16 protein-coding genes are annotated in these 19,225 nt (G+C 31.4%); 12 read left to right on the top strand and 4 right to left on the bottom strand.

Annotation, left to right across the window (positions count from 1 at the left end; all coding sequences use genetic code 11):
* Positions 1–34: 34 nt before the first annotated feature.
* On the bottom strand, positions 35–1,093 hold the full coding sequence (locus EV195_RS09780) for an endonuclease (RefSeq protein WP_132794769.1): 1,059 nt from the start codon (positions 1,091–1,093) through the stop codon (positions 35–37).
* A 4-nt stretch (positions 1,094–1,097) separates the two neighbouring features.
* Positions 1,098–2,309, bottom strand: a complete 1,212-nt coding sequence (locus tag EV195_RS09785) for an RsmB/NOP family class I SAM-dependent RNA methyltransferase (protein WP_132794770.1) — start codon at positions 2,307–2,309, stop codon at positions 1,098–1,100.
* Between the two features lie 77 nt (positions 2,310–2,386).
* Between EV195_RS09785 and EV195_RS09790 the strand changes: the two genes are divergently transcribed.
* Both EV195_RS09790 and recG read left to right on the top strand, forming a co-directional pair.
* A complete protein-coding gene (locus EV195_RS09790; RefSeq protein WP_132794771.1) occupies positions 2,387–3,208 on the top strand; it encodes an SH3 domain-containing protein in 822 nt (273 codons plus the stop codon).
* On the top strand, positions 3,208–5,313 hold the full coding sequence (recG, locus tag EV195_RS09795; protein ID WP_132794772.1) for an ATP-dependent DNA helicase RecG: 2,106 nt from the start codon (positions 3,208–3,210) through the stop codon (positions 5,311–5,313). The genes EV195_RS09790 and recG overlap by 1 nt, the downstream gene beginning before the upstream one ends.
* Here the strand turns inward: recG and EV195_RS09800 are convergent.
* Positions 5,306–6,163: an alpha/beta fold hydrolase gene (locus tag EV195_RS09800; protein ID WP_132794773.1), complete on the bottom strand. Its 858-nt coding sequence runs from the start codon at positions 6,161–6,163 to the stop codon at positions 5,306–5,308. The genes recG and EV195_RS09800 overlap by 8 nt on opposite strands.
* A gap of 35 nt (positions 6,164–6,198) precedes the next feature.
* On the opposite strand from EV195_RS09800, the gene priA reads away from it, so the two are divergent.
* The 6 genes from priA (at position 6,199) to EV195_RS09830 (ending at position 13,724) form a co-directional block, all read left to right on the top strand.
* Positions 6,199–8,676 carry a replication restart helicase PriA gene (gene priA / locus EV195_RS09805; RefSeq protein ID WP_243693098.1) on the top strand — a complete coding sequence of 826 codons (2,478 nt, stop codon included), beginning with the start codon at positions 6,199–6,201 and terminating at the stop codon, positions 8,674–8,676.
* 40 nt (positions 8,677–8,716) lie between these two features.
* On the top strand, positions 8,717–9,394 hold the full coding sequence (locus tag EV195_RS09810) for a hypothetical protein (protein ID WP_132794774.1): 678 nt from the start codon (positions 8,717–8,719) through the stop codon (positions 9,392–9,394).
* 12 nt (positions 9,395–9,406) lie between these two features.
* Positions 9,407–10,882, top strand: coding sequence for a malate dehydrogenase (quinone) (gene mqo, locus EV195_RS09815; protein ID WP_132794775.1), 1,476 nt, complete (start codon positions 9,407–9,409; stop codon positions 10,880–10,882).
* A 355-nt stretch (positions 10,883–11,237) separates the two neighbouring features.
* On the top strand, positions 11,238–11,798 hold the full coding sequence (locus EV195_RS09820; RefSeq protein WP_132794776.1) for an RNA polymerase sigma factor: 561 nt from the start codon (positions 11,238–11,240) through the stop codon (positions 11,796–11,798).
* A complete protein-coding gene (locus EV195_RS09825) occupies positions 11,785–12,582 on the top strand; it encodes a hypothetical protein (protein ID WP_132794777.1) in 798 nt (265 codons plus the stop codon). Before EV195_RS09820 ends, EV195_RS09825 begins: the two co-directional genes overlap by 14 nt.
* A gap of 59 nt (positions 12,583–12,641) precedes the next feature.
* Entirely contained in the window at positions 12,642–13,724 is a 1,083-nt protein-coding gene (locus tag EV195_RS09830) for a hypothetical protein (RefSeq protein ID WP_132794778.1), read from the top strand.
* Positions 13,725–13,753: 29 nt separating this feature from the next.
* On the opposite strand, the gene EV195_RS09835 is transcribed toward EV195_RS09830, so the two are convergent.
* The gene (locus EV195_RS09835) at positions 13,754–14,650 is read right to left on the bottom strand and encodes a sterol desaturase family protein (protein ID WP_132794779.1); all 897 of its coding nucleotides are present in this window, start codon (positions 14,648–14,650) and stop codon (positions 13,754–13,756) included.
* A 112-nt stretch (positions 14,651–14,762) separates the two neighbouring features.
* Between EV195_RS09835 and rpsF the strand changes: the two genes are divergently transcribed.
* The 4 genes from rpsF (at position 14,763) to EV195_RS09855 (ending at position 19,197) form a co-directional block, all read left to right on the top strand.
* Complete coding sequence (rpsF, locus tag EV195_RS09840) at positions 14,763–15,104, top strand: 30S ribosomal protein S6 (RefSeq protein WP_132794780.1); 342 nt, start codon at positions 14,763–14,765, stop codon at positions 15,102–15,104.
* Positions 15,105–15,107: 3 nt separating this feature from the next.
* The gene (gene rpsR / locus EV195_RS09845) at positions 15,108–15,407 is read left to right on the top strand and encodes a 30S ribosomal protein S18 (RefSeq protein ID WP_207899784.1); all 300 of its coding nucleotides are present in this window, start codon (positions 15,108–15,110) and stop codon (positions 15,405–15,407) included.
* A 15-nt stretch (positions 15,408–15,422) separates the two neighbouring features.
* Positions 15,423–15,872, top strand: coding sequence for a 50S ribosomal protein L9 (gene rplI / locus EV195_RS09850; RefSeq protein ID WP_132794782.1), 450 nt, complete (start codon positions 15,423–15,425; stop codon positions 15,870–15,872).
* A gap of 109 nt (positions 15,873–15,981) precedes the next feature.
* Positions 15,982–19,197, top strand: a complete 3,216-nt coding sequence (locus EV195_RS09855; protein WP_132794783.1) for a TonB-dependent receptor — start codon at positions 15,982–15,984, stop codon at positions 19,195–19,197.
* The last annotated feature ends 28 nt before the right edge of the window (positions 19,198–19,225 follow it).

The following is a 19,225-nucleotide window of genomic DNA, read 5'->3' on the forward strand; positions in this document are numbered from 1 at the left end:
AAAAAAGCGCTCTTTAAGAGCGCTTTTTTTTATTTTAATGGATAACCATCTTTTTGGTAGTAAAATTGGTTTCGCTTATAATTTTAAGTAAATAAATTCCTGATTTTAGATTATTAATAGTGTATTTGTTATTAATAAACGAAGGATTTTTTACTGAATAAACTTCTTTTCCTAAAACAGAATAAATTTTTATTCCAGAAATGGTACTTCTTGGAGAAACAATTGTAATGTTTCCATTAACAGATGGATTAGGATAGGCACTTACATCTGTTAATTTAGTAAAGTCATTTACACTTGCTGTAGCCCATCTGTTTTCTGCCACAGGACCACCCCAGATTTGAGTTGCCAAATTAGGATTATCAATAAAAGGATTTCTATTTCCTTGTGCATATGTATTAGCCACATTTCCATGATAGTTATTTCTATTATCTTCTATAGTAGAAACAGGATCTTCAGCATTCCATTCTAAAAATAGATCAATCATTTCATCAGGTGTAGTAGCAGAACTTCCAACACCAACAACAGAAGGTAAGCATTGATCTCCATAACGTAAATACATGTACATCATCATACGAGCTACATCTCCTTTCCATTCATCTCCAGGATACCATCCACCAGTTACATCACCTGAGTTACCAGTACCATCAGCAAAAGCTTTATTTCCTCTTGAACCGTTATATTGTACGTCTGAAGGACGTAAATGATGCGCGTCAGCTCCTGGACCAGAAGAACCTAAATTTGGATTTCCTAAACTTCTTGGGTATACATGTTCTCTGTTCCAATCTCCAGTGTTTCCACCATTATCATTAATACCTCTGGTTCTAGCTGTAGTTCCTGAACTAGAATATCCATAAATTAAGAGTACTTCACTACCATTATCAGGATTAACATCAGTAGCTTTAGAAGCTTCCCAAACACCTGGAGTATAACTTAAAAAGTTACTGTGTGTATTGATGATTTTTGTAGCTAATTCTTGTTTTAATGCTAAACCAGATTTAGTTAAATCTACATCATTATAATAACTCTGTTGTGCATAAATTGATAATGCAAATAAACCAACAAATAGAATGAGTAATTTTTTTACCATATTCATATCACTATTTTTTTTGTAAAAGGGCCATATAAAATCCATCAAAACCAGATTCGTGTGATAAAACCTTTTTATCAGATATAAAGGTGAAATCTTTACCTGATTCAGATGCTAGAAATTGTACAACTTGTTTTTGATTTTCTGATGGTAATACAGAGCAAGTAGCGTAGACTAATTTACCACCGCTTTTTACCATTTTAGAATAACTTTGTAGTACGTCTTGTTGTACTTTTTTAATGTTATCTAGGAATTCTGGTTGCAACTTCCATTTACTATCAGGATTTCTTCTAATAACTCCTAATCCGGAACATGGAGCATCAATTAAAACTCTATCGGCTTTATTGTATAGCTTCTTTATAGGTTTTGTTGAGTCGATAACTTTCGTATCCATATTATGAACACCATTTCTACGAGCTCTTACTTTTAACTTTTTAAGCTTACTCTCGTAAATATCCATTGCTATAATCTGACCTTTATTTTTCATTAAAGAGGCTAAATGCAATGTTTTACCACCAGCTCCAGCACAAGTGTCAATCACTTTCATTCCTGGTTCAACATCAAGATAAGTAGCTACTAATTGAGAAGATGCATCTTGAACTTCAAACAGCCCTTTTTTAAAGCTTTCAGTTTTAAATACATTGGCACGTTCAACCAATTTTAAGGCATCATCATATCCTTTAATAAATTCAGTATCTATGCCTTCTTCTCTTAATTGTTTTTGTAAAAGTTCTTTAGTAGTATTTAAGGTGTTTGTTCTTAGTATCACTTCTGCTTGTTTGTTAAGAGAAGCAATTTCTTTTGTCCATACTTTTTCACCTAATTCTTCTGCACCTACTGCATCAATCCAATCTGGAATAGATTCTCTGAATTTTCTAATTTTAGATAATTCATCAAACTTTCCTTTAATTCTTCTTGTAGGTGTTGGTTCTATTTGGTTCCAGTCTGGTAATTGAATTCCTCTTAAAACACACCAAACCGAAAATAAACGCCATAAATCTTGTCTAGAAAAAGGTTCTTTTACGTTAGCAATTTCAGCATACAAACGTTTCCAACGAACAATTTCATAGATAGTTTCTGCAACAAACTTTCTATCTCTTGCTCCCCATCTTTTATCTCTACGTAAGGCGGTTTCTACAGCTTTATCGGCGTAAACTCCTTCATTGAATATGTCTCTAAGACTATCAATTACGGCAAAAACTAAATTTCTATGTAATCTCATTAGTAATATTTAGGACGGCAAAGATACTACGATTTATTGGGTTTTTGTATTTTCGTTTGCAACATAAATCAAAGTCTATGAGAAATTATGTTTTGGTAACTTTCTTTTGCTCCATTTTTAACTATACTCTTTCCCAAGAAGTTAAATATATTGAAGTTGAAAATGTTCATTTTCAGTCAAATGAAAAAGTATACTTATTTGGAAATGATGTTAAATTGAGAGCAAAACCATCTACATCTTCGAAGGTTTTAGATGTTTTAAGAATTAATTCAGTTGTTGATGTTATTGCAGAGGAGGATATAGTTTTTAACTATAATGGTATTAATTGGAATTGGATTAAAGTTAGTAGTAACAATAAAGTAGGTTATATAATAGGAGGTTTGTTATCATTAGATAATAAAGTAATTGGTGATTCAGTTTATTTGATTAACCTTAAAAAAATAGATGAAAATTTTCAATTATTGATTCGTTTAGTAAATAAAAACACTTTAGAATATATTGAGTTAGCTTACGATTTAAACAATACAGATACGTTTTCAGTAGAGGTATATGGTAATAAGGGACTTGAATCTGTGAAAGATATGCTTTTAGTAAATTTTATGGCTGAAGCATGCGGAATTGATGGAGGTGGATGCTATTTTTTCAATGATGGAAAATCGTTAACTAAAGCAATACAATATTCCCAAATAGCTGATGGAGATTTATATTGGTTGAACGAGAAAGTAGTGTTTCCTAATAACTATAAAGGAGTTAAAAATAAGATTCTTTTTATAAGTGAGCATGGAGAGACCATTAATGAAGAGAAAAATTATCAGAAAATAACTACCGAGTCTATTGAATGTGTATGGGAAGGAAAGTTTCTTGATATTGAAAAGATAAAAAAAAGTAGTACGGATTAATGAATTTAAATCAACCAATTACATATATCAAAGGAGTAAGTGTTGCGAGGGCAGAATTGTTATATTCTGAACTAGGCGTTCGTACATGTAATGACTTACTTCACTTATTTCCGTATCGTTACATTGATAAAACTCAGTTTTATACCATTAATCAATTACACCAGAATAGTGCAGAAGTACAAGTGGTGGGAAAAATTATAGCAATTAAAACTGTAAAACAAAAAAGAGGAAGCAGATTAGTAGCAACATTTGCTGATGCAACTGGTCAAATGGAGTTGGTTTGGTTTAAAGGAGTAAAATGGATTAAAGACAGCTTAAAAATTAACGTTCCTTATGTAGTTTACGGAAAATTAAATTGGTTTAATAATGTTGCTAATATGGCGCATCCAGAAATGGAATTGGTGTCAGAATACAAAAAGAAGCTGCAATCTGCAATGCAGCCTGTATATCCATCTACAGAAAAATTATCTAACAAAGGAATAAGTAATAAAGTAATGCGCTCAATGATGCAGAATTTATTACAGCAAACATTTGAAGGGATTCAAGAAAGTTTTTCTCCATTGTTTAAAAAAGACTATCAACTACTAGATAAAAGAGAATCTTTATTAAATATTCACTTTCCAAAAAATCAGGAAATATTGGCGAAAGCACAATACCGATTAAAGTTTGAAGAATTGTTCTTTATTCAATTGCAATTATTAGTAAAAAAACTAATTAATAAATCTAAAATTAAAGGATTTGTCTTCGAGAATGTTGGGGAGTATTTCAACGATTTTTACCAAAATCATTTGCCTTTCGATTTAACGAATGCTCAAAAACGAGTGCTTAAAGAAATTCGAAAAGATTTAGGTAATGGAGCTCAAATGAATAGATTACTACAAGGTGATGTAGGTTCAGGAAAAACTATTGTTGGACTTTTAGTAATGTTGTTGGCTATAGACAACGGTTTTCAAGCTACCTTAATGGCTCCAACAGAAATTCTTGCAACGCAACATTATAACGGTATTCAAGAATTATTAAAAGATACAGCTATTAATGTTGAGTTGTTAACGGGTTCAACAAAAACTAAAAAAAGAAGAGAAATTCACGAAGGTTTAGAAGCAGGAACCTTACATATTCTTATAGGAACTCATGCTATTATAGAAGATAAAGTTCAATTTAAACGATTAGGATTGGCTATTATTGATGAGCAACATCGTTTTGGTGTAGCACAGCGAAGTAAATTATGGAATAAGAGTTCAGAAGAAGGTGTTCCTCCGCACGTACTGGTAATGACAGCTACGCCTATACCTAGAACGTTAGCGATGTCTGTTTATGGCGATTTAGATATTTCGGTTATTGATGAATTGCCGCCAGGGAGAAAAGAAGTAAAAACAGTCCATCGATATGATAGTCATAGGTTAGGCGTGTTTAAATTTCTAAAAGATGAAATAGAAAAAGGAAGACAGGTTTATGTAGTGTATCCATTAATTCAAGAATCTGAGGCTATGGATTACAAAGATTTAATGGATGGTTATGAGAGTATTTCCAGAGAATTTCCTTTGCCAAAGTATCAAATTAGTATTGTTCATGGTAAAATGAAAGCTGCGGATAAAGAGTATGAAATGGAACGATTTGTTCGTGGAGAAACACAAATAATGGTAGCAACTACAGTTATAGAAGTTGGTGTAAATGTACCAAATGCTTCTGTAATGGTTATAGAAAGCTCAGAGCGATTTGGACTAAGTCAGTTACATCAATTAAGAGGTAGAGTAGGACGTGGAGCAGACCAGAGTTATTGTATTCTGTTAACGAGTTTTGAATTATCAAGTGATGCAAAAACCAGACTCAAAACAATGGTAGAAACTTCGGATGGTTTTAAAATTGCTGAAGTTGATTTAAAATTAAGAGGTCCAGGAAATATAATGGGAACACAACAAAGTGGAGTACTGAATTTAAAAATAGCAGACATTGTAAAAGATAGTCCTATTTTATTTCAAGCCAGACAAGCAGCTATTAAATTGTTAAATGATGATCCTAGTTTATCTTCAGATGAAAATAGCTTAGTTTTAAAAAGATTAACACAGTTACAACGTACCAGTGGTATTTGGAGTAATATTAGTTAGATAATACTAATTCCACCCATTCATCTGGTGACTCTAACATTGGAAAGTGTCCAGAATTTTCTAAAGGCAAAAGCTGATTGTTTTTAATTTCCGTTGTAAGTAGTTCCGCAATCTTAAAAACCGCAACTGGGTCATTTTTAGCCCAAACTATTTTAGTTGGTACTTCAGTTTCTTTTAATGCACCAATCCATCGATACCAAAAAAAGTAACGTTCGTTTATGTAGTTTGAAAGTCGATGAATTACTTTTTTTCCATCGTTGTGAATTAATTGTTGCCACATTTCTTTTAGTTCTTCATTTGATACTTTTTGTTTGTTGAAATATACATTTCGAATGTTTTTAGAAAAGATAAATTCGTTCGATAATTTGGCAACATACTTTCCGGTAATCTTATTTTTTAAAAGCTTTTGAATCAGCCTTAATTGTGAAAGTTCAATATGCATACTTCCATTACAAAGAATTAGTTTTTCAATATTTACATTCAGTTGCTTTTTGTTATGTCGTGCAATTATTTCAGTAGCCACACTTGTTCCATAGTCGTGGGCTAATAGTGTAAAATTTGTCAATCCAAGTTGTTTCCATAATTCAAGAGCAATATCAGCTTGTTCTACAAGTGAATACGAATAATTTTTAGGTTTATCAGAAAAACCAAAACCTAAATGATCATGAATAATAATACGATATTCACTAGTAAGTCGATCTAAAACTTTATAGTAATCATATGAAGACGTAGGGTAACCGTGAAGAATAACCATAGTTTTTAGGTTTTGTTTTCCTTCATCAATCACAAAAACCTCATTATTAAATAGCTTGATAAAATTTCCCTTTTGTTTCCATTGATTGGCCGTCATAATCTTAGTTGTTTATACTAACAATGTAGTGAAATTTGCTTAGATTTGATATCGATTTAAATACGTTTACCATTTATTTTATTGATGTAATATTACCTATTCCGATACAAAAAACGTTTACGTATTCGGTAACTAAAGAAGAAGCAGACTTCCTTCAAAAAGGAATGAGAGTTGCAGTGTCTTTTGGTCAATCTAAAATGTATTCAGCACTTGTTTTTAACATTCATCAGACTGCACCAACGTTATATGAGGCAAAAGAAATTCATCAAATCTTAGATGAAAAGCCAATTGTAAATCCAACACAATTAAAGCATTGGGAATGGATAGCCTCATATTACATGTGCTCTTTAGGTGATGTATATAGAGCTGCTGTACCTTCTGCATTTTTATTAGAAAGTGAAACGATAATTCATAAGAATGAATCGTTCAGCAATACCGAATTATTATCAGATCAAGAGTATTTAATTTACGAAGCATTACAGCGTCAGCCTCAATTAACGCTTCACGAAATTTCGGAGGTTTTAGATAAGAAAAAAGTTTTTCCAGTAATCAATCAGCTAATAGATAAATCGGTTTTATATATTAAAGAAGAGATATATGAGACATATAAACCTAAATTGGTTAAGTATATTAGGTTGCATAAAAACTACCAATCAGACGCAAGTTTGCAGGAGTTATTGTCAAAGTTAGCTAGAGCAAAAAAACAACGAGATGTTGTGTTAACTTTTTTTCAGCTTAAAACAGAAAAAAAACCAATTAAAGCTAAAGTCTTATCCGAAAAGTCAGGTATTTCTCCTCAAATAATAAAAGCTTTAGTAGATAAGGAAATATTTGAGTTTTACCACATTCAAACTGATAGAGTTCAGTTTAAAGGAGAAGAAAATCCACTTAAAAATTTAAACCAGTATCAAGTTAAAGCCTTAGAAGAAATTGAAACGAGTTTTCAAGATAAGGATATTGCATTACTTCATGGTGTAACCAGTTCAGGTAAAACTGAAGTATACACAAAGTTGATTGAAAAGGTTTTAGCACAAGGAAAACAAGTGTTGTTTTTATTGCCAGAAATAGCTTTAACTACTCAAATTATAAAACGATTACAAAATTATTTTGGAAATCAAATATCAGTATTTCATTCAAAATATTCTGTAAATGAAAGAGTAGAAGTTTGGAATAATGTGTTGAATACTAAAGTAAAAGCACAAATTATTTTAGGAGCTAGATCAACGATATTCCTGCCATTTTCGAATTTAGGTTTAATTGTGGTTGATGAAGAACATGAAGTTTCTTATAAACAATTTGAACCTTCGCCTAGATACAATGCTAGAGATGCGGCAATAGTTTTAGGAAAATTGCATAAAGCAAAAGTATTATTAGGTTCTGCAACTCCTTCAATTGAAACTAAGTTTAACGCTACTCAAAATAAATACGGATTGGTGAATTTGAACAGACGCCACGGAAACGTTCAAATGCCAAAGATAGAATTGATCGACATCAAAGAAAAACGTAGAAAGAAAGAAATGATTGGTCATTTTTCTGATAGATTAATTCAGTTAATGAACGATGTTTTGGAAGAAAAGAAACAGATTATTTTATTCCAAAATCGAAGAGGTTTCTCTCCAATTGTTGAGTGCACAACTTGTGGAAATTCGCCTCAATGTCCAAATTGTGATGTTAGTTTAACCTATCATAAATATAATAACCAATTAAAGTGTCATTATTGTCACTATCATCGGGCAATGCCTAATTTTTGTGGCGCTTGTGGAAATGCTTCTTTAGACACCAAAGGTTTTGGTACTGAGCAAATAGAGTTGGAATTAAAAGAGTTATTCCCAAATCATTCAATTGGAAGAATGGATTCTGATACCACTCGCGGAAAGTTTGGTTACCAGAAAATAATTGAAGCTTTTGAAGCTCAAGAAATTGATATTTTAGTTGGTACACAGATGCTTTCTAAAGGGTTGGACTTTGACAATGTTTTGTTAGTGGGAATTTTGAGTGCAGATACGATGTTAAATTACCCAGATTTTAGAGCACACGAGAGAGCTTTTCAATTAATGGTTCAAGTATCGGGTAGGGCAGGACGTTCTGAAAAGCAAGGAATGGTGGCAATTCAAACCTACAATCCTTACCATCAAATATTACAGCAAGTTTCAACTAATAGTTATGAAGAAATGTATGCTGAACAATTGCAAGATCGTTGGCAGTATCATTATCCTCCATATTATAGATTGATTAAAATTACCTTAAAGCATAGAGATTACAACAAGGTAAATGATGGGATTAATTGGCTGGCAAAAGCATTGCAAAATGTTTTTGGAGAACATGTTTTAGGTCCTACAGCGCCTGCAGTTTCTAGAGTAAGAAATCAATATATTAAAAACCTAATGATTAAAATTCCACCGAGACAATCATTGGTGAAAACTAAAGAACAGCTACAAAAAATAAAAATTACGTTTGAGTCGGTTAAAGAATTCCGTCCAATACGTTTTATCCTAGATGTGGATGCTTATTAGAATTGATCATTTAAAATTTAAGACATAACAAAATTGCTTTATGATATTCGAATATTTTAACTTAAAAAAAGAAAAAACATCTATTGAGTTACCAGTAAGTAAAGAGTTATTTAATAAAACTATTCAAGAAGTAAAGGGTTTAGATTTGATAAATATGAACTATAACTGGTTGTTTTGGGATTTAAGAGATTATCTATTTGAGAAGATAATTATTGATTCTTTTCAAACAAAGGTAGAGTCTTTTTGTAGAAAAATTCAGGAATCAAAATTTGATTTTTTAACTAATGTTGATTCTGAATCTCTTAAGGTTGTTCAAATATATTATCATGTGTATTATTGGAGTGAAATTTTCATAGCATCAGAACCAGAAAACTCATTCCACAAAAATGAAATGGTTGAGGATAGATTAGAGTTAATCCTAGAATTTGATTTAAAGGAATTAAGACATTTGTTAATTGAGTTGTTAATTGTTTTTAATGTAGATTATAAAGAGTTTATTGAGGATGAAAGTATAGAGACTCATGAGTTAATGGTAGATGAATTAGTAGAGAATTTATTGAGAAAATCCTGGGCTAAAATAAAAAAAGAAACAAATTCTAAAATAGTCGGAACTTTATTTGAAGGGACAGGTTTAGGTTCTACAATTGATATAGATACAAGTGAAAAAATAGGTGATACAGAAGATGAAATTATTGATTTTTTCAATAAGAAAATATAAAGATTTAAGATTATGAACTTCGAGAAAGAATACGATTTAATCTGTGTTGGAGGCGGTATCATGAGTGCCAACTTAGCATTATTGGCTAAACTTTTAAATCCTTCAATTAGAATACTGATTCTAGAACGTTTAGATGCTGTAGCGCTCGAAAGTTCTGCTGCTTGGAATAATGCAGGAACAGGTCACTCAGCTTTATGTGAATTAAATTATTGTCCCGAACAAGAAGATGGTTCTATTGCTATTGACAAAGCGATTAAAATTTGTACACAATTTGAAATTTCAAAACAATTGTGGGCGTATTTAACTGAGGTGGGTTTAATTGAGAATCCGAATAGTTTTGTGATGCCTGTAAAACATCATAGTTGGGTAACAGGTAAAGAAAATAGTGATTATTTAGAAAAACGATTCAAGGCTTTTAAAGAGCATTTTATGTTTAATAGTATTGAATTTACTAGAGATTTTGATAAAATGCGTGAATGGTTTCCTTTGATAATGCAAAATAGAGAAGAAGGGGAAATTATGGCTGCTTCAAGAATGGATAGAGGTACTGAGTTAAATTATGGTGAACTCACAAAAGAACTATATAGAATTTTAGAAGAGGAATTTGATACAGTAGTTTATTGTAATCAAGAAGTTTTAGATCTTGATCCAGATTCAGATATTGATTGGACAGTTAAGGTTAAGAATACTAAGACTAAAGAGATTAAACATATAGATGCAGAGCTTGTTTTTATCGGAGCTGGAGGAGGAAGTTTATTGTTACTACAAAAAGTAGAAATTGAAGAAAAAGAAGGGTATGGCGGTTTTCCTGTTAGTGGAGAATGGTTAGTTTGTAACAATAAAGAAATAATTAATCAACATAACGCTAAAGTATATAGTAAAGCAGGTGTAGGTGATCCACCAATGTCAACCCCTCATTTAGATACTCGATATATTGATGGTGAAAAATCTTTATTATTCGGGCCTTTTGCTGGATTCAGTCCTAAATTTTTAAAAGAAGGTTCGAACTTAGATTTGTTTAAATCTATCAAGTTAGATAATATTTCTCCTATGTTGGGCGCATTTTGGCATAATTTACCGCTTACCAATTACTTAATTCATCAGGTTATGATGGATAAAGAAGATCGTATGGAAACATTGAGGAAGTTTATTAAAAATGCGAAAAGTGAAGATTGGGAGGTTGTAAAAGCTGGCCAAAGAGTGCAAATCATAAAAAAAGACGAGTTTGAAAAAGGTAAACTTCAATTCGGTACTGAAGTTATTAGTAATAAAGATGGAAGTATTACCTGTTTATTAGGTGCTTCTCCTGGAGCATCAACTGCAACTGCAATAATGTTAGAAGTTTTAGAAAAAGCCTTTCCTGAATTATTGAGAAATTCCAATACTCAACAATTACTAAAAAAAATGATTCCGTTTTACAAGGAAAAAGTTAACGAGCAATTGTTTAAAAGTGAGTTATTTAGGGTGAATTCAATATTGAATTTATAAAGAATGTTAAAATTGTTTAACCCGTTTTCTAAAAAAAATAAGAATAATGAAAATCTAAGCTGTTGAAATTCAGATTTATTTAAAATTTTCTTATTTTTTAAGGTATAGTAAAAAGTTAAACAAACCCTTTGTTTTCAAGGAGTTAAAAGGGGTTTTTCCTGTTTTATTACAAGGAGAATTCACTTAATTTTGAAATATATAAATTCATTCCCCCTTCAGTCACTGTTTTTCTACCAAGTGACATTCAAACCTTCTAGCCCTCACTAGAAGGTTTTTTTGTAGTTTTTTTTAGCTTCAGGCAACCTTTTTTAAATTTAAGTCGTCTTTATATTTGTAAGACCGAATTATAAAAAACTTGAAAATAATTTCTTTACATAAAACTCAGGCACAGTTAATAAGGCAAGCTACAAAACAAAGTAGAGAAGCTCAGCAACAATTGTTTGATATGTATTCTCCGAAAATGTTAGGAGTTTGCAGGCAATATGTGAAAGATTTGCATCATGCTGAAGAATTAATGCTTTCAGGTTTTTTAAAAGTGTTTACTAATTTGAAGTCTTACCAAAACGAAGGAAGTTTTGAAGGTTGGATTCGAAAGATTATGGTAAATACGTGTATTACCTATCTTAGAAAAAAGAATGTAATTACGTTAACAGATGAAGAGTATGTGTTTTCAGATGCTGCAATTCAAAATTTAGAGAATACCTCTGTTGAAGACATTCAAAACCTGATTGATAAATTACCTGAAGGTTATAAAATGGTATTCAATTTATATGCTATAGAAGGTTATAAGCATTCTGAAATTGCAAAGAAACTTCATATTTCAGAAAGTACGTCTAAGTCGCAATTATTTAAAGCAAGAAAATGGTTGCAGGAAAATTATATAAAAATGAATGAAGTGAGTCATGGAGGAAAATAAGATAGATAAAATAATTAAAGAAAAATTTGAGAATAGAGCATTAACTCCATCTGTTTCTTCTTGGGAACGTATGGAGAACATGTTGGATGTTCAGCAATCACAAACCAGAAAAAAACGTTATTATTTTATAGGTATAGCTGCTAGTATTGTTATGCTTTTAGGAATCTTTTTTGGCTTGACTAAAAACCAAATGGATGAAATAAAAAATCCACCAACTCAAGAGCAAATTATAGTAACAGTTCCAGAGAAAAAACCTGCTATAAAAACTGATAATGTTAAAGATGTCGAAGAATTAGTTAAGGAGTTATCTACAGATAACGCTGTTGCATCAGTAACTAAGAAAAATAAAGAGTTTAAGATGCCTCAATCTAGCTTAAAAAGCCTAGAGAAAACGGAATCAATTATTGCTAGTAATGAAAATTCGAATTCAAGTATAAAAAACGAGGTAGTTAGTATTGATAATATAAATAATAACGCTAGAATTAAAGAACCAATAAAAAGTAATGCTAGAATACAAGTTAATAGTGATGATTTACTCTATGCAGTAACACATTCTCCAGAAGAAGTTAAAGAATACTATGCCAATTTAAAACTCAATAGAAGTGATGTTTTAGATAGTATAAAAATCAAACTAAAAAAATCAAACTTAAAAATTAATCCAGAGGTTATTCTTGCAGAAGTAGAACGTTCTATTGAAGACGACACCTATCAAGGTAATTTTAGAAATAATTTAGGAAGAAGAATTTCTACTATAATAGTTGCGGTAGCAAACAGAAACAAATAAGTACTTTACAAAAGGTGGCCAACCAAATAAGTTTACATTAAAATTTAAAAATTATTACAATGATGAAAAGAATACTAATTTTATTAGTGCTTCTAAGCACAACTTTTGTCCAATCTCAAGAGAAAACTTTTGAAAAAGAAGTAAGTAAAATTTCTAAAGAGATAGATAGAATTACAAAAAAGCATAAAGATTCTTTAAAGATTAAAGTTAAAGAGATAAATGAAAGACTTGATAAAAAAGAAATCAGTTTTACCGAGGCTGAAGAATTAAAGAAAGAAGCTGCTGCTTATCATGCAAATCAAATAGAACAATTAGTAAGTGCTCAGGAATTAAAATTACAGCAGTTAGTTCAAGATAAAACGGATGGAAAAATCGCAAGTGAAAGTGAAGAAGATTATGATACATTTACTATTGGTAAGAAAACATTTAAATTTAGAATGTTTGATGATGACGATGATGAAGATGACAATTGGTTTGAAAGAAGAAAACGAAGAAATAAAAGAACTACTACACAATTTGTTTTTGCTTTAGGTGTAAATAATGTATTAGTTGATAATGATTTTGGTTCTTTAAATAATTCAGATTATAGATTTTGGCAATCACACTTTTATGAGCTTGGTTTTACATGGAAAACTAGGTTGTCTAAAGAGCCTTCAAAAGCATATTTTAAATATGGATTCTCTTTTCTTTGGAATAATTTGAGAGCAGATGAAAATAGATATCATGTTGTAAATGGTGATCAAACAGATTTAGTTATAAATCCAAATCCGTTAACAGAAAGCAGGTTGAGACATGTTCAAATGACTTTTCCAATGCATTTTGAGTTAGATTTTTCAAAAAACAGAGTATATTCAGACGATGAGGTTGTAGATAGAACACATCAAGATGTACGTATTGGATTAGGTGGTTTCTTTGGATTTAAACTAGGAACACGTCAGTACTTAGAGTATACTAATCCACAAGGTGTTAGAGTAGAGGAGGTGCAAAAAAATGATTTTAATACCAACACAGTTAACTATGGATTAAGTGCTTACATAGCTTATGAAGGTATTGGATTGTATGCTAAATATGATTTGAATCCATTGTTTCAAAATACAGATATACGAAATATTTCACTTGGATTACGTTTTGATATTAATTAGAATTTGAATTAAAACAAAAAAGAGAACAGTTATTGTTCTCTTTTTTTATTCTCTTCCCATTCTTTTCTTAAATCAGTAGAAAGTATTCCGCTTCCATCATGCCTCCAACCTGGAGGTTTCAAAAAATATTGCATTCTTTTTGAAAGAGAAGTTTTACTTTTAAATACGTCTTTTAACATATTATACCATTCAATAAAGGCAATTTTAACTGGATTATAAGTTTCTATATTTTTTACCAACCCATACACAGGTTTTTCAACTTCAGGTTCAAAAGTTCCGAAAAGTTTATCCCAAATTATAAAAATTCCAGCATGATTTCTATCTAGGTACTGTGGGTTTGTAGCATGATGAACTCTATGGTGACTAGGAGTATTAAATACTGCTTCAAACCACTTTGGAAGTTTATCAATAAGTTCAGTATGAATCCAGTACTGATATAGTAAACTGATACTCATTTGCACGAGTACCATCACCGGATGAAAACCAATAATAATTAAAGGTAGCCAGAAAATAAACGTGTAAAAACTACCAGTCCATGTTTGTCGTAAAGCAGTACTCAAATTATATTTTTGAGAGGAGTGATGAACTACATGGCTAGCCCAAAACAATCGACTTTCATGTGCAATTCTATGATTCCAATAATACACAAAGTCTTCAGCAAATAATAAAATAAGCCAAGCCCACCATGTAAAAGGAATCGTAAATAATCGAAATTGATATAGCCAATAAAAGGCAGCTAAAATTAATAACTTAGTAAATAATCCTATCGCAACATTACCTAATCCCATGGTAATAGAGGTTATGGCATCTTTAAATTCGTAGTCTTCAAGTTTAATTTTAACTGTTAATATAGCTTCTATAATTACAGTAATTACAAAAACAGGAATAGCATAATGTATTAAATTTGGTATTTCTGGAATTTCCATTTGAAAACGTTTTACTATGGGAAGATACTAAAAATGAAAAATAAAACAAGTTTATTATGTAATCAACATAAAAACTAGTATATTTGCAGCCTTTAAAAATAAATTAATAATTATGAATCATTACGAAACTGTTTTCATTTTGAATCCCGTTTTATCTGAAGGTCAGATAAAGGAAGCAGTAAAAAAGTTCGAGGACTATTTGGTTTCTAAAGGTGCAGAAATGATCCACAAAGAAGATTGGGGACTTAAAAAATTAGCGTATCCAATCCAAAAGAAAAAAAGTGGTTTCTATCACTTATTTGAGTACAAAGTAGCTGGTGAAGTTATCGCTCCGTTTGAATTAGAGTTTAGACGTGACGATAGTATTATGCGTTATTTAACTGTAAAGTTAGACAAACATGCTGCTGCTTGGGCTGAAAAGAGAAGAGAACGAGTTAAAACTGCAAAAAAGTAATCAATTATGTCATCAATTGAACAACAAGCAAAAGGAAGCAAGCAAGGTGAAGTACGTTACTTAACTCCGCTTGACATTGAAACTAAAAAAGAAGCTAAATACTGTCGTTTCAAAAGAAACGGTATTAAGTATATCGATTACAAGGATCCTGATTTCTTAATGTACTTAGTAAACGAGCAAGGTAAAATTTTACCAAGACGCTTAACAGGAACTTCATTAAAATATCAACGTAAAGTTGCGCAAGCTATCAAAAGAGCTCGTCACTTAGCTTTAATGCCATACGTTGGTGATATGTTAAAATAATAAAGAAGTAGAAACATGGAATTGATATTAAAACAAGACGTAGAAAATTTAGGTTTCAAAGACGACGTAGTAACTGTTAAGAATGGTTATGGGCGTAACTACCTAATTCCTCATGGATATGCAATTTTAGCTACTACTTCTGCTAAGAAAGTATTGGCTGAAAATTTAAAGCAACGTGCTTTTAAAGAAGCTAAATTAGTTGAAGATGCTAACAAATTAGCTGAAACAATTAAAGGTTATGAATTAAAAATCGCTTCTAAAGTAGGTTCAGGTGATAAATTATTTGGTTCTGTTGGTAATGCAGACGTTGCTGATGCTTTAGCAAAAGAAGGTACAGAAATCGAAAAGAAATTTATCAAAGTTACTGGAGGTACTGTAAAGAGATTAGGAAAATACAATGCTGCTGTTCGTTTACACAGAACTGTAGTTGCAGATATTACATTTGAAGTAGTAGCTGAAAAGTAAGATAAAAGTTAACTTCGTGTTAATAAAAATAAAGGCATGTTCGTAATGAACATGCTTTTTTGTTTAATTTTAAATGTAATTCAAAAAGATTTTAACAAAATTAAACTATATGATGAAAAAGCTTTTACTTTCATTTTTATTAACAATGTTGTGTTACTCTGTAAATGCTCAGGTAACAACTTCAAAGATTAGAGGAACAGTTACAGATAAATCAGGGGAAGGTTTGTTTGGTGCAAATATTGTTGTTTTGCATGTTCCAACGGGTACAATATCTGGTGCTGTAGCACAAGATAATGGTAAATATACAGTTGCAAACTTACGTGTTGGTGGTCCATATAAGGTAACATTTAGTTATGTCGGATTCGAATCTCAAGAGGTTGAAAATGTATATTTAACGCTGGGAAAAACAACGAATATTGATGCTTCTCTTGCTGAAGGTGGAGAGGAATTAAAAGAAGTTGTAATTTCAAGTTCTAGAAGCAAGGTTTTTAATAGTGATAGGACCGGAGCGCAAACAAGTGTTTCTTCTAGACAATTAAAAACATTACCTACAATTTCTAGATCTGCTGATGATTTTACTAGATTAGAGCCTACTGCTAGTAATGGCTCTTTTGGTGGTAGAAATGACCAGTTTAACAACTTCTCGTTAGATGGTTCTATCTTTAATAATCCATTTGGTTTAGATGCAGCAACTCCTGGAGGACAAACAGGTTCTCAACCAATTTCTTTAGATGCTATTGAGCAAATTTCAGTTTCAGTTGCACCGTATGATGTTACGTTAGCCGGTTTTACTGGAGCTTCTGTAGATGCGGTTACTAAAAGTGGTACCAATGAGTTTTTTGGAACTGCGTATAGTTTTTATAGAAACGAAAATTTTACTGGAGGGAAAATCCAAGGGCAAGATGTGTTTAAGCCTAAGTTGAATCAGGTTCAATACGGAATGAGTATTGGTGGAGCTATCGTAAAAGATAAATTATTTTTCTTTGCAAATTTTGAAAAAGATGATAGAACTGATTTAGGTTCAAACTTTCAACCAAGCACAGGTGGTACTTCTGGTATAAATGATTCTAGAGTTTTAGAATCTGATTTACAGTTAGTAAGTAATATTTTAAGTCAAGTTGTTATCGGACAAGACGCTCAAGGTAATGATGTGTTCTATAATCCAGGAGCTTATAAAGGATTTACTTTTGATCAAGAATCTACTAAAGGGATTTTTAAATTAGACTGGAATGTAAATGACAAACACCGTCTAGCTTTTATTTATAACTTCTTAAGAGCTTCGAAAGAGAAGCCTGCACATCCTTCTGCATTAGGATTTAGAGGTCCTAGTGCAACTACACTTCAATTTGAAAATGCAGGTTACCAAATTAATAATAACATAGATTCTTTCTTGGTAGAATTAAACTCAAATTTTAATCAAGAAACATCTAATAAATTACAAATTGGTTATACACATTTTGACGATTTTAGAAATCCATTATCAACACCAGCACCGTCAATTACATTACTAGATGAGTTTAATGGATCAAATTATATTATCGCTGGTCATGAGCCTTTTTCAATTAATAATAAATTAGATCAAAAGGTATTACAGATTACTAATAACATGAACTTTTACAAAGGAGATCATACATTTACAGTAGGTTTTTCATTTGAAAAATTCATGTTTGATAACTCTTTTAATTTAGGTGTTTATGGAGCACAAGGAGTTTTCTTTCCTACAGGTTCAATCAACGATTTTAGAGGGTTAGATGCTGCTGGAGAAGCTGCGTTAGTAGCTAATTATCAATCACAATTTAATGCAGCAATTGCGGCAAATAATTCGCTTAATTCAAACGGAACTGGTAATCCAGGAGGTTGGGCTTTAGCAGAAACAAACGTAGGTCAGTTAGCTTTTTATCTACAGGATGAATGGGAAGCAACAGATGATATTAAATTTACCGTTGGTATTCGTTTTGACAAACCTTTATTTTTTGATACTGCTGAAAAAGCGCAAGATGTAATCGATAATGCGTGTTGTTTTAATCCAAACGCAGCGTATTTTAACCCTAATACAGGACAAACAACAACTTTAGATAATAGAAAAATGCCAACTGATGTTTGGTTAATTTCTCCAAGATTTGGATTTAATTGGGATGTAAATGGAGAGAAAAAATTACAATTAAGAGGAGGAACAGGATTATTTACAGGAAGACTACCATTTGTTTGGTTAGGAAATCAAATTGCTAATCCAAATACTTTTTTCTTACAAATGGTTGACCCAGATTTTCAATTTCCTCAAGTATGGAGAACTAATATAGGTGCAGATTATAAGTTTGAAAATGGTTGGGTAGTTTCGGGAGATATTTCTTATACGCAAGATATTAATGGAGCTCATGTACAAAACTGGGGGTTAAATAATCCTTCAGGTACTTTAAATACAACTTTTGATCAAAGACCAGTTTACACAAGTGCTGATAAAGCGGCTAATGCAGCTTATGTATTCACAAATTCTGATAAAGGAAGAACCTATAATTTTGCTGCTAAAGTAGAAAAGTCGTTTGAAAATGGCTTGTATGCAAATGTTGCCTACAGCTACTTAAACTCTAAAGATGTTAACTCTATTGAAGCTGAAATTACAGGAGATGCATGGAATTTTAATCCGAGTTTAGGAAATGTAAATAATGATGTGCTTTCGTATTCAAGATATGGAGATACTCATAGAATAATTGGGGTAGCTTCAAAACAATTTACTTATGGCGGAGATAAGTATGCTACAACTATTTCTACGTTTTTTGAGTATGCAAGAGGAGGAAGGTTTAGTTATACCTATGCAGGAAATATCAATGGAGATGATGCGAACTTTGGAGATGGTTCAAGAAATGATTTGATTTACATTCCTACAGATGCTGAAATTGATCAAATGAATTTTGACACTTCTTCTGGTAACTCTGTTAATGATCAAAGAGAAGGATTGAAAGATTATATAGCACAAGATGATTATTTAAGTGAGAGAAGAGGACAATATGCTGAAAGATATGGTGCTTTAGCGCCATGGAGAAGTAGATGGGATGTTAAAATTTTACAGGATTTTAATTTCAATGTTTCTGAAAATAAAAAGAATACAATTCAATTAAGTTTAGATATTTTAAACGTTGGAAACTTAATTAATTCAGAATGGGGATCTGTTCAACAGGTTGGAAATGTACAACCAATAGGTGTAAGTGTTGATAACACAAATACACCTACCTATACATTTGACCCATCTCAAACCGAGACTTTTGTATTCGATACTAGTTTGCTTTCTCGTTGGCAAATGCAGTTAGGGTTACGATATATCTTCTAACTAAAAAAGTTTATCTATAAAAAAAGGT

This window comes from Tenacibaculum skagerrakense (genome assembly GCF_004345825.1).
Lineage (GTDB): Bacteria > Bacteroidota > Bacteroidia > Flavobacteriales > Flavobacteriaceae > Polaribacter > Polaribacter skagerrakensis.

Excerpts from the sequence above, each read along its gene's own strand:
- EV195_RS09780 (WP_132794769.1), bottom strand. The coding sequence starts at position 1,093 with ATGAATATGGTAAAAAAATTACTCATTCTATTTGTTGGTTTATTTGCA.
- EV195_RS09785 (WP_132794770.1), bottom strand. The coding sequence starts at position 2,309 with ATGAGATTACATAGAAATTTAGTTTTTGCCGTAATTGATAGTCTTAGA.
- EV195_RS09790 (WP_132794771.1), top strand. The coding sequence starts at position 2,387 with ATGAGAAATTATGTTTTGGTAACTTTCTTTTGCTCCATTTTTAACTAT.
- recG (WP_132794772.1), top strand. The coding sequence starts at position 3,208 with ATGAATTTAAATCAACCAATTACATATATCAAAGGAGTAAGTGTTGCG.
- EV195_RS09800 (WP_132794773.1), bottom strand. The coding sequence starts at position 6,163 with ATGACGGCCAATCAATGGAAACAAAAGGGAAATTTTATCAAGCTATTT.
- EV195_RS09810 (WP_132794774.1), top strand. The coding sequence starts at position 8,717 with ATGATATTCGAATATTTTAACTTAAAAAAAGAAAAAACATCTATTGAG.
- mqo (WP_132794775.1), top strand. The coding sequence starts at position 9,407 with ATGAACTTCGAGAAAGAATACGATTTAATCTGTGTTGGAGGCGGTATC.
- EV195_RS09825 (WP_132794777.1), top strand. The coding sequence starts at position 11,785 with ATGGAGGAAAATAAGATAGATAAAATAATTAAAGAAAAATTTGAGAAT.
- EV195_RS09830 (WP_132794778.1), top strand. The coding sequence starts at position 12,642 with ATGATGAAAAGAATACTAATTTTATTAGTGCTTCTAAGCACAACTTTT.
- EV195_RS09835 (WP_132794779.1), bottom strand. The coding sequence starts at position 14,650 with ATGGAAATTCCAGAAATACCAAATTTAATACATTATGCTATTCCTGTT.
- rpsF (WP_132794780.1), top strand. The coding sequence starts at position 14,763 with ATGAATCATTACGAAACTGTTTTCATTTTGAATCCCGTTTTATCTGAA.
- rplI (WP_132794782.1), top strand. The coding sequence starts at position 15,423 with ATGGAATTGATATTAAAACAAGACGTAGAAAATTTAGGTTTCAAAGAC.
- EV195_RS09855 (WP_132794783.1), top strand. The coding sequence starts at position 15,982 with ATGATGAAAAAGCTTTTACTTTCATTTTTATTAACAATGTTGTGTTAC.